This is a genomic window from Actinosynnema sp. NPDC059797 (genome assembly GCF_042732085.1).
In the GTDB taxonomy this organism is placed as follows: Bacteria; Actinomycetota; Actinomycetes; order Mycobacteriales; family Pseudonocardiaceae; genus Actinosynnema.
Window position 1 is genome coordinate 167665 of the sequence record NZ_JBHWIE010000001.1, and the last position, 10014, is coordinate 177678.

Here is a 10014-nt window from a genome sequence, read left to right on the forward strand (position 1 = left end):
GTGCGGGGCGGCGGTTCCCCAGGTGCGGCGGGCGGCACCCGGGTGCGGCGGGCGGCACCCAGGTGTGAGCGGAGGGTCGGGCGGCGCTCGGGCGGGGGTGCGGGTGCGAGCGAGGGCGCGGGTGGGGTCGGGCGAGAGCACGGGTGCGAGTGACGGCACGGGTGGGTGCGAGGGCGGGGTGCGAGGGCGGGGTGCGAGGGGGACCGGCTCTTCCCCGCCGGGAAATGTCGGTGGTGCGTGGTTGGCTTGATTCCAGGGGACCCCCTGGGGGCGGGGACCCCTGCGAAGCGCGGTGCCGGCCGGCGGGCGCGGGGGTTTCAGCGGAGGGGGCCGGGGGCGGCGTGCCGGACGAGAGGGCCGGGGTCAGGCCGAGGCGGGCCGGGAGGGGCCGCACGAGGGTAGGTCGGGCCGGGCGAGGTTGGGTTGGGCCGAGGCGGCCGGGCCGGGGTGGGCCGGGCCGGGGTGGGCCGGGCGAGGAGGTGCCCGGCAAGCGAAGAGCCCGCCGTTGCCGGCGGGCTCGGGAGGCGCTGCGCCAGGGGGCGCTGGGTCGGGGGTCGGGAGCGGGACCCCGGTCAGGGGGTGTGGCGCGCCCGCTGCTTGATGCGCGAGGTCAGCTCCTGCACCTGCTCGTACACGCGCCGCCGCTCGGCCATCTCCTTGCGGATCTTCTTGTCGGCGTGCATGACCGTCGTGTGGTCGCGCCCGCCGAACGTCTGGCCGATCTTCGGCAGCGACAGGTCCGTCAGCTCGCGGCACAGGTACATGGAGATCTGCCGCGCCTGCGCCAGCACCTTGGTCTTGCCCGGCCCGCACAGGTCGTCGATCGACACGCTGAAGAACTCGGCGGTGACCGCCATGATCGTCGGCGCGGTGATCTCCGGCGCGTGCGAGTCCGGGATCAGGTCGCGGAGCACTATCTCGGCCAGCTGCACGTCCACCGGCTGCCGGTTGAGGGAGGCGAACGCCGTCACGCGGATCAGCGCGCCCTCCAGCTCCCGGATGTTCCGCTCGATCCGCGCCGCGATGAACTCCAGCACCTCGGCGGGCGCGGCGAGCCGGTCCTGGGCGGCCTTCTTCCGCAGGATCGCGATCCGCGTCTCCAGCTCGGGCGGCTGGATGTCGGTGATCAGGCCCCACTCGAACCGGGTGCGCAGCCGGTCCTCCAGGGTCTCCAGCCGCTTCGGCGGCCGGTCGGAGGACACCACGATCTGCTTGTTGGAGTTGTGCAGCGTGTTGAACGTGTGGAAGAACTCCTCCTGCGTGCCTTCCTTGCCCTCCAGGAACTGGATGTCGTCGACCAGGAGCACGTCGATGTCCCGGTAGCGGCGCTGGAAGGCGACCTTGCGGTCGTCGCGCAGGGAGTTGATGAAGTCGTTGGTGAACTCCTCCGTCGACACGTACCGCACGCGCATGCCGGGGAACAGCCGCTGCGCGTAGTGCCCGACGGCGTGCAGCAGGTGCGTCTTGCCCAGCCCGGACTCGCCCCAGATGAACAGCGGGTTGTACGCGCGGGCGGGCGCCTCGGCCACGGCCACCGCCGCCGCGTGGGCGAAGCGGTTGGACGCGCCGATGACGAAGGTGTCGAAGTTGTACTTCTCGTTCAGCCTGGTCTGCGAGGCCACCGGGTTGGCGGGCCTGGTGTACGGGGTGCCGCTCGGCGCGGACGGCTGACCGCCGCCGAACGTGGGCCAGATCTCGGTGACGGCGGCCAGGGCCTCGGCCTGCTCGTCGACCTCCTCGCCCTCGCCCTCGGTCTCACCGTCGGCCTCGCCCTCGGCGCCGACCAGCGGCGCGCCGTTGGTGACGGGCACCGGGTTCCCCGGCATGGGGCTCCCGGGCATGGCACCGCCCGGCATGCCCCCGCCCGGCATGGCGCTCACGGGCACGGGCGGACCCGGCACCACGCCGGGCACCGGGCCGACGCCCGGCAGGACGCCGGGCACGCGGGTCGGGGTGTGCACGGGGATCGGCGCGGTCACGGGGTCCGGCGAGTCCACCTTCACCGCCAGCGACACGGCCCGGCCGAGGCGGCGGGACAGGGCGGCGGTGATGGGTTCGCGCAGCGCGCGCTCGATCGCCTCCTTGGCGAAGTCGCTCGGCGCGGCCAGCAGCGCGGTGCCGTCGAGCAGCCCGATCGGTCTTGTCACGCGCATCCAGGCGCGTTGCTGCGGGGACAGCGTGCTGGCGGCCAACTCCTGCACGACCTGCTCCCACACGAGACCCAGATCGGTCTGGTGGTCGGACACCTCCGCGCTCCCCTCCCCTCGGTGACTACCCCCGCGGTCAGTCCCCGGGGACTTCCACGACGTGGACACGGAGAATAGAGGCATCCACAGAGTTATCCACAACTGTGCACGAACGCGCGTCGGAGCGCAGCGGCTCCCCCCGTTGCTTTCCGAGCACCTTGTGGTGTGCGGTGGCCTTCGCGCCGGCCCGCACCTCCCAGCGAAGGCAGCACGCTAACAAGGGTGCGGCCCCTGCCACAAGACGTACTGCGCCGCAAGTGTTTTACGTGCTCGTTCAGCGCCGGTTCGGCCCCGGTCCACCGCCCGCGCACCGCTCGGCCGGCACCCGTTGCCGTGGCGCGGCGCACCCGGGTGCGACCCCGATTTGGAGCCCGCCCCCGGGGCTGCGTACCCTCGTACTCGTCTCCCGCTCGCGCGGAGCGCTGCTTCGCGCGCCTTGAAGATAGGCAGGGGACGACCACAGACCTGCTTGGCAGTTAAGCACCGGGAGTCCGACCGTGAGCAAGGGTAAGCGCACCTTCCAGCCCAACAACCGCCGCCGTGCCAAGACCCACGGCTTCCGGCTGCGCATGCGCACCCGTGCCGGTCGCGCCATCCTGGCCGCGCGCCGCAGCAAGGGCCGCAAGCAGCTGTCCGCCTGATCGCCGCAGAGCCGTGCTGCCCGCGGCCAACCGGCTGACCCGCAGCCAGGACTTCGGCCTGGTGGTCCGCCGGGGCCGCCGGGCCGGCAGGCCCCGGCTGGTGGTGCACGTCCTGACACCCGCCCAGGTCCCGGCGGGCACGAGCACGTCGGCGCAGCCCACCTTGGAACCCTCCAAGGTGGGCTTCGTCGTGAGCAAGGCCGTGGGCAACTCCGTGGTGCGACACCGGGTGAGCCGCCGTTTGCGCCACGTGGTGCGCGATCGGTTGAACCTCCTCCCGCCCGGAACTTCGCTGGTGGTCCGAGCGTTGGCACCGTCGGCCGACGCGGACAGCGCCGAGCTCGGCCGCGACCTCGACGCGGCGCTGCGCAAGGTGCTGCGATGACGACCTCCCAGGCGGGCCCCGCCGCGCGAGTCCTGCTGCTCCCGGTCCGCTTCTACCGGAAGATCATCTCGCCCGCGCTGCCCCCGACCTGCCGCTTCCACCCCACCTGCAGCGCGTACGCGGTGGAGGCGCTGACCGTCCACGGCGCGCTGCGCGGTTCCTGGCTGACCCTGCGCCGGCTGGGCCGCTGCGGCCCCTGGCACCCTGGTGGCCTGGACCCGGTTCCGCCCAGACGGGACGCGGTCCCCGACCTTCCTGCCGAGGAGTAGCTAGTGCTCAACTTCATCTACTACCCGGTGTCCTTCATCCTGTGGTGTTGGCACTGGGTGTTCGGCCACATCTTCGGCGAGTCGAGCGGGTTCGCGTGGGCGCTGGCCGTGGTGTTCCTGGTCTTCACCCTGCGCGCCCTGCTGTTCAAGCCGTTCGTCGGCCAGGTGCGGTCGATGCGGAAGATGCAGGAGTTCGCCCCCGAGCTCCAGAAGATCAAGAAGAAGTACGGGAACGACCGCCAGCGCCAGGCCCAGGAGATGCAGAAGCTCCAGGCCGAGCACGGCGTGAACCCGCTGGGCGGCTGCCTGCCGATGCTGGTGCAGATCCCGGTGTTCATCGGCCTGTTCCACGTGCTGCGCTCGTTCCGGCCCGGCTGGGGCGAGGTCTACTTCTTCGACGCGGACGGCGTGAAGTCCTTCGTCGAGGCCAAGCTGTTCGGCGCCAACCTGTCGACGTTCATCACCATGCCCACCGAGGAGCTGGCGAAGTTCGCGACCGACCGCAACGCGGTGCTGCTGGTCTCGATCCCGCTGATGATCATCGCGTCGATCGCCACGCACTTCACCGCGCGGCACTCGGTGCGGCGGCAGACGCAGGCCGCCGCGGACAACCCGCAGACCGCCATCATGAACAAGCTGACGCTCTACATCTTCCCGCTGGGCGTCCTCGTCGGTGGTCTGTTCTTCCCCGTCGCGATCCTGCTGTACTGGCTGAGCAACAACGCGTGGACGCTGGGCCAGCAGTACCTGGTGTACCACCGCATCGACCGCGAGGAAGAGGCCAAGAAGGTCGCGGCGACCGCGCAGCGCCAGGCGCTCGCCCCCAAGCCGGGGCAGAAGCCGAAGCCGGGCGCCAAGCCCCAGCCCGGCGCGAAGCCGCAGCCCGGCGCCAAGCAGAAGCCGGACGAGCAGGCCGCCGTCGAGCCGCCGACCCAGCAGGACGCGCCGAACGGGTCCACCGGGGCCGTCAAGCCGTCCACCGAAGTTCCCGGCCTGAGCCCAGGCCGATCCGCGGGCAAGAAGCAGGGCAACAAGAAGCGTCGTTGACCCTGGAGAGGAGACATCGTGTCGGAGACGTTGCAGGCGGCCGACGTGGACGCGCCGGAAGCCGGGCAAGCACCGGCGGGTCGGTCGGGGAACTCGGAGGACCTGCTCGTCCAGGAGGGCGACATCGCGGGGGACTACCTCGAGCGCCTGCTCGACCTGCTCGACTACGACGGCGACATCGACCTCGACGTCGAGGCCGGTCGGGCGATCGTCAGCATCGACGGCGGTGACGACCTGGAGAAGCTGGTCGGCCCGCGCGGCACCGTGCTGGAGTCGCTGCAGGAGCTGACCCGGCTCGCCGTGCAGCAGGAGACGGGCGTGCGCAGCCGGCTCATGCTGGACATCGCCGGGTGGCGCGCGGGTCGTCGGGCCGAGCTGGCCGAGCTGGGCCGCACCACGGCCGAGAAGGTGGCGGCGACCGGTGAGAAGGTGCGGTTGCAGCCGATGACGCCGTTCGAGCGCAAGGTCGTCCACGACGCCGTCGCCGCGGTGGCGGGCGTGCACAGCGAGAGCGAGGGCGAGGAGCCGCAGCGCCGCGTGGTGGTGCTGCTCAAGTCCTGAGCGGGCTCACGCGCCAGAGGTCCGGAAGGCCCCGGTTCCCGGTTGGGAACCGGGGCCTTCGGGCGTTCGGGGCCGGCGGTGGGCGGGGTGATGGCCGGCGGGGTGATGGCCGGCTGGGTGACGGCGGGCTGGGCGGTGGCCGGCAGAGCGAGGACAGGCGACCGGGGGCCGGGCAGACGCGGCAAGCGGGGCGGTGGCCGCGCAGGCCGGGCGGCGGCGACGGGGCAGCCGGCGGGCAGCCACGGGAGGCGGCAGGCCGGGCGGGCGGCGGATGGCGGCGGTCAGGTGAGCGGCGGTGGGAGTTCACCTGGAGGAGTGGTTTTTGCCGTCCGGTCGGTGGTGCTCCTGTGGCTGCCGCGACGCCGGTGCCGTCAGCGCGCGACCACCAGGTAGCGCTCGTCCGTCACCTCACGGCCCCACAGCGCCGGGTCGACCAACCGCCGCACCTCGACCTCCCGCTCCGCCCTCCCCTGCTCCCCCGCCTGCCGCTCCCCCACCAGCGCCAGGCACTCGTCCGCCGTCAGCCCGGCGCCCGTCGACCAGCGGCCCTCGACGAGCAGCAGCCGCCCGCCCGGCTTCAGCAGCGCCCGCCACCGCTCCAGCGCGGCGGCCGGGTCGGGCAGCGCCCACAGCACGTGCCGCGCCAGCACCACGTCGAACGTCCCCGGCGGCCACGGCGGCGCCGACGCGTCCCCTTGGCGGAACTCGACGCCGGGCGCCTTCGCCCGTGCCGCCTCGACCATCCGCTCGGACAGGTCCAGCCCGCGCACCTCGTACCCCGCCCCGGCGACGAGGGCCGACAGGCTGCCGGTGCCGCAGCCGAGGTCGGCCACCGACGCGGGCGCGGGTGGCAGCAGTGGCAGGAGCAGGTCCGACCACGCCCGGCGCACGGTCGGTGAGCGCAGGCCGTGGTCCGGTTCCTCGTCGAACGCCGCCGCCTGCTCGTCCCAGAACCGCCGCGCGGCGAACGTGCTCAGCCACGCCCGCTGCTCGTCCGTCTCCGGCACGTCCCGCCCGCACGCCCGCGCGATCGCCTGCCACGCCGCCTCCGGCGATGCGCCGTCCAGCACGAGCAGCGCGCCGGCCAACAACGACGACCGCCCGATCCCTCCCCGGCAGTGCACGAGCACGTGCCGCCCGGCCCGCATGGCGGCCAGCACCTCGTCCAGTTCCGGTTCCGCCCCGGGCACGCCGAAGTCCGGGATCGGCACCCGGTGGAACGCCATGCCGGCGTCACGCGCCTCCTCCTCCGCGTCGACCAGGTCCAGGTCCGCCGGCTCGTCCGGCGTCAGCGCGCAGACGATCACCTCCACCCCGGCGGCGGCCAGGCGGTGGAGATGCCCTGGGTCGTGCGGGTGCCCCATCGTGCTCAGCACCCCCGGTCGGATCGCGTACATCGCACACCCCTTCCCCTCGGCGCGTTTCACGTGAAACGGTCGCGGCATGAGCGAGATCATCCGCCGGCTCCGCGTCGCCGCCTACGCCGTGATCATCGAGGACGACCGCATGCTGCTGTCCCGCTGGCTCGGTCCGAACGGTCCCCGGTGGATCCTGCCCGGCGGCGGGCTCGACCACGGTGAGGACCCGTACGACGCGGTGATCCGGGAGGTCTTCGAGGAGACCGGCTACCACGCGGAGGTGGACCGGCTGCTGGGCATCCAGAACATCCACGGCCCGCTGGCGGTCGAGGACGTCGAGTACGACTACCACCGCATCCGGATCATGTACGAGGCGCACGTGGTCGGTGGCGAGCTGACCTACGAGGTGGGCGGCTCGACCGACCAGGCGGCGTGGTTCCCGCTCGACGAGGTGCCCGGCCTGGATCCGGTCGAGTCCGTCCACTACGCCCTCGCCCTCCTGCGGTCGTCACCCGCCGACGGGCGGATCGCCAGTTCCACGTGAAACGCGCCATCGGTTTCACGTGGAACAGGGCGGCCGAGGACGGGTTTCACGTGAAACGCGGCGGACTCGCCGTGGCGGTTTGGCGTGTCGCCGGGTTGATCCGTCATAGTGGGCACCGGCACATCTCGCGGGGCGCGCCGCCCGCTGACGAGATGCCGACCCCCATCAACCGCACCGAAGGCGCGTGCGGTTTCACGTGAAACGCCCCGGACGGAGTCATGGCCGAAGAGGTGGAAGACCGCGCGAAGCGGGTGTTCGGTGACCACTACGAGAAGGCCGCCGCTTTCGCGGACCTGCTCACCGAGCACGGCGTCGAGCGCGGCTTGATCGGTCCTCGCGAGGTCGACCGCCTCTGGGAGCGCCACCTCCTCAACTCGGCCGTCATCGCGGAGCTGCTCCCCCAGGGGAGCCGCGTCGTGGACGTGGGCTCGGGCGCGGGACTGCCGGGCCTCCCCCTGGCGATCGCGCGGCCGGACCTCGACCTCACCCTCCTGGAGCCGATGGCCCGCCGGGTGGCGTGGCTGACCGAGTGCGTCGGGGCGCTCGGGCTGGACGTCACCGTGCTCCGGGGGCGGGCCGAGGAGAAGCCGGTGCGCGACCGGCTGTCCGGCAGCGATGTCGTGACGGCCCGCGCGGTGGCCCCGCTCGACCGGCTCGCCGGGTGGTGCCTGCCGCTGCTGCGGCCGGGCGGCCGCCTGGTGGCTCTCAAGGGCGAGAGCGCCGAGGAGGAGCTGACCCGCGACGCCGAGGCGGTGCGCAGGGCCGGAGGCGTCCGCCCCCGCGTCATCACCTGCGGCGGCGACGTACTCGAACTGCCGACGACAGTCGTACTCGTGGAGCGCGACGACCAGGCGAGCGGCCGTGACGGCTCGCGTCGCAGAAGGAAGGATCGGTGAACGTGTACCCCGACCCCCTGCAACCGGTGTTCCGAGCGGCTGGTGTTCCACGTGAAACCGAGTCGGGCGGCACGGTGGGGGCAGGCGAAGTGCTCCGCTCTGCGAGCAACGTGAACCCGGTAAACAACGTGGACCCGGCAGGAGACAGCACCGTGTGGACTCCCATCGCGGAAGAAGCGGCACGCGCGACTCGCGTCCTCCACCCCGACTCGCTCCAACTCCCCCGCCCAGCGCGTCGCCGCGTCTTCACCGTCGCCAACCAGAAGGGCGGCGTGGGCAAGACCACCAGCACGGTGAACCTGGCCGCCGCGCTCGCCATCCACGGGCTCAAGGTCCTCGTCATCGACCTCGACCCGCAGGGCAACGCGAGCACCGCGCTGGCGATCGAACACCGCTCCGGCACGCCCTCGGTCTACGAGGTGCTCATCGGCGAGATGTCCGTCGCCGAGGCGGCCCAGGTCAGCAACCAGTCCCCCAACCTCTTCTGCGTGCCGGCCACGATCGACCTCGCCGGCGCGGAGATCGAGCTGGTGTCGATGGTGGCCCGCGAGTCCCGCCTGAAGGAGGCGCTGAGCCCCGAGGCGCTGGACCCGATCAAGCCGGACTACGTGTTCATCGACTGCCCGCCGTCGCTCGGCCTGCTGACCGTCAACGCGATGGTCGCGGCGCAGGAGGTGCTGATCCCGATCCAGTGCGAGTACTACGCGCTGGAGGGCCTGGGGCAGCTGCTGCGCAACATCGAGCTGGTCCAGGCGCACCTGAACCCGACGCTGAACGTGTCCACCATCCTGCTCACCATGTACGACGGCCGCACGAAGCTGGCCGACCAGGTGACCAGCGAGGTGCGCGGCCACTTCGGCGACACGGTCCTCAAGACGGTCATCCCGCGCAGCGTGAAGGTGTCCGAGGCGCCGGGGTTCGGCCAGACGGTGCTCACCTACGACCCCGGTTCGCGGGGCGCGATGAGCTACCTCGACGCGGCACGGGAGATCGCCGAGTACGGCGCGGAGATGAGGTCGGCATGACGGAACAGCGCAAGGGTGGCCTCGGTCGAGGTCTCGCGGCCCTGATCCCGAGCGGTCCCCCGCCCGGCACACCGGCGCCGGCCCGGTCGGCGTCCAACGGCGGGGCCACCCCTGTGCTCGACACCACCTGGCCCGCCAAGCCCGCGGCGCCCAGCGGGGAGGTGGCCGGGGCGGTGTACCAGGAGCTGCCGGTCACCGCGATCCGCACGAACCCGAAGCAGCCGCGGCAGGTCTTCGACGACGAGGCGCTGCGCGAGCTGGAGCACTCCATCCGCGAGTTCGGGCTCATGCAGCCGATCGTGGTGCGGTCCACCGGGCCGGACACCTACGAGCTCGTCATGGGCGAGCGGCGGTGGCGGGCGACGCAGCTCGCGGGGCTGAAGACGATCCCGGCGATCGTCCGGCAGACGGCCGACGACGTGATGCTGCGCGACGCGCTGCTGGAGAACATCCACCGCGTCCAGCTGAACCCCCTCGAAGAGGCGGCGGCCTACCAGCAGCTCCTGCAGGAGTTCGGCGTCACGCACGAGGAGCTGGCCGACCGCATCGGCCGCAGCCGCCCGGTGGTCACCAACACCATCCGGCTGCTCAAGCTCCCCCTCCCCGTGCAGCGGCGGGTGGCGGCGGGCGTGCTGTCCGCCGGGCACGCCCGCGCGCTGCTCGGCCTGGACGACCCGGGCGTGCAGGAGGAGCTGGCGACCCGGATCGTCGCGGAGGGCATGTCGGTCCGCGCGACCGAGGAGGCGGTGACCCTGGCCAAGGGCGCCGAGCCGGCCAAGGCGAAGCAGGCGCGGCGCAAGCCGATGCAGGCGCCGGGCCTCCAGGAGTTGGCCGAGCGGTTGTCGGACAACTTCGACACGCGCGTGAAGGTCGAACTGGGGCAGCGGAAGGGCCGGATCGTGGTCGAGTTCGGCTCCGTGGACGACCTGGAGCGGATCATCTCGCTCATGTCGCCGGAAGCGGCAAATCGGGCACGATCAAGCGACTAGGGATCACCCCAGGCCCTTATGTCACGGTGACGATTGCGGCCCGTGTCCATTCG

Annotated in this window: 11 protein-coding genes; 9 read left to right on the plus strand and 2 right to left on the minus strand. The window is 72.4% G+C overall.

Annotation, left to right across the window (positions count from 1 at the left end; genetic code table 11):
- Nucleotides 1-572: 572 nt before the first annotated feature.
- The gene (dnaA, locus tag ACFV4N_RS00850; RefSeq protein WP_499670401.1) at nt 573-2246 is read right to left on the minus strand and encodes a chromosomal replication initiator protein DnaA; all 1674 of its coding nucleotides are present in this window, start codon (nt 2244-2246) and stop codon (nt 573-575) included.
- Nucleotides 2247-2743: 497 nt separating this feature from the next.
- Here dnaA and rpmH point away from each other — a divergent pair, with 497 nt between their 5' ends.
- The 5 genes from rpmH to ACFV4N_RS00875 are packed head-to-tail and all read left to right on the plus strand — an operon-like array spanning nt 2744 to nt 5149.
- The gene (gene rpmH, locus ACFV4N_RS00855; RefSeq protein WP_033428178.1) at nt 2744-2887 is read left to right on the plus strand and encodes a 50S ribosomal protein L34; all 144 of its coding nucleotides are present in this window, start codon (nt 2744-2746) and stop codon (nt 2885-2887) included.
- Nucleotides 2888-2900: 13 nt separating this feature from the next.
- Nucleotides 2901-3272, plus strand: coding sequence for a ribonuclease P protein component (rnpA, locus tag ACFV4N_RS00860; RefSeq protein ID WP_499670402.1), 372 nt, complete (start codon nt 2901-2903; stop codon nt 3270-3272).
- A complete protein-coding gene (gene yidD, locus ACFV4N_RS00865; RefSeq protein ID WP_499670403.1) occupies nt 3269-3541 on the plus strand; it encodes a membrane protein insertion efficiency factor YidD in 273 nt (90 codons plus the stop codon). Before rnpA ends, yidD begins: the two co-directional genes overlap by 4 nt.
- Before the next feature lie 3 nt (nt 3542-3544).
- Complete coding sequence (yidC, locus tag ACFV4N_RS00870) at nt 3545-4588, plus strand: membrane protein insertase YidC (protein ID WP_499670404.1); 1044 nt, start codon at nt 3545-3547, stop codon at nt 4586-4588.
- 45 nt (nt 4589-4633) lie between these two features.
- Nucleotides 4634-5149: a Jag family protein gene (locus ACFV4N_RS00875; RefSeq protein WP_499670412.1), complete on the plus strand. Its 516-nt coding sequence runs from the start codon at nt 4634-4636 to the stop codon at nt 5147-5149.
- A gap of 371 nt (nt 5150-5520) precedes the next feature.
- On the opposite strand, the gene ACFV4N_RS00880 is transcribed toward ACFV4N_RS00875, so the two are convergent.
- Entirely contained in the window at nt 5521-6546 is a 1026-nt protein-coding gene (locus ACFV4N_RS00880; protein WP_499670405.1) for a methyltransferase domain-containing protein, read from the minus strand.
- Between the two features lie 46 nt (nt 6547-6592).
- Here ACFV4N_RS00880 and ACFV4N_RS00885 point away from each other — a divergent pair, with 46 nt between their 5' ends.
- The 4 genes from ACFV4N_RS00885 (at nt 6593) to ACFV4N_RS00900 (ending at nt 9961) form a co-directional block, all read left to right on the plus strand.
- A complete protein-coding gene (locus ACFV4N_RS00885) occupies nt 6593-7051 on the plus strand; it encodes an NUDIX hydrolase (RefSeq protein WP_499670406.1) in 459 nt (152 codons plus the stop codon).
- Between the two features lie 218 nt (nt 7052-7269).
- Nucleotides 7270-7947: a 16S rRNA (guanine(527)-N(7))-methyltransferase RsmG gene (gene rsmG, locus ACFV4N_RS00890; RefSeq protein ID WP_499670407.1), complete on the plus strand. Its 678-nt coding sequence runs from the start codon at nt 7270-7272 to the stop codon at nt 7945-7947.
- A 110-nt stretch (nt 7948-8057) separates the two neighbouring features.
- A complete protein-coding gene (locus ACFV4N_RS00895) occupies nt 8058-8972 on the plus strand; it encodes a ParA family protein (RefSeq protein WP_499670413.1) in 915 nt (304 codons plus the stop codon).
- Nucleotides 8969-9961, plus strand: a complete 993-nt coding sequence (locus tag ACFV4N_RS00900; protein WP_499670408.1) for a ParB/RepB/Spo0J family partition protein — start codon at nt 8969-8971, stop codon at nt 9959-9961. The genes ACFV4N_RS00895 and ACFV4N_RS00900 overlap by 4 nt, the downstream gene beginning before the upstream one ends.
- Nucleotides 9962-10014: the final 53 nt, after the last annotated feature.

Excerpts from the sequence above, each read along its gene's own strand:
- yidD (WP_499670403.1), top strand. The coding sequence starts at position 3,269 with ATGACGACCTCCCAGGCGGGCCCCGCCGCGCGAGTCCTGCTGCTCCCG.
- ACFV4N_RS00880 (WP_499670405.1), bottom strand. The coding sequence starts at position 6,546 with ATGTACGCGATCCGACCGGGGGTGCTGAGCACGATGGGGCACCCGCAC.
- ACFV4N_RS00885 (WP_499670406.1), top strand. The coding sequence starts at position 6,593 with ATGAGCGAGATCATCCGCCGGCTCCGCGTCGCCGCCTACGCCGTGATC.
- rsmG (WP_499670407.1), top strand. The coding sequence starts at position 7,270 with ATGGCCGAAGAGGTGGAAGACCGCGCGAAGCGGGTGTTCGGTGACCAC.
- ACFV4N_RS00900 (WP_499670408.1), top strand. The coding sequence starts at position 8,969 with ATGACGGAACAGCGCAAGGGTGGCCTCGGTCGAGGTCTCGCGGCCCTG.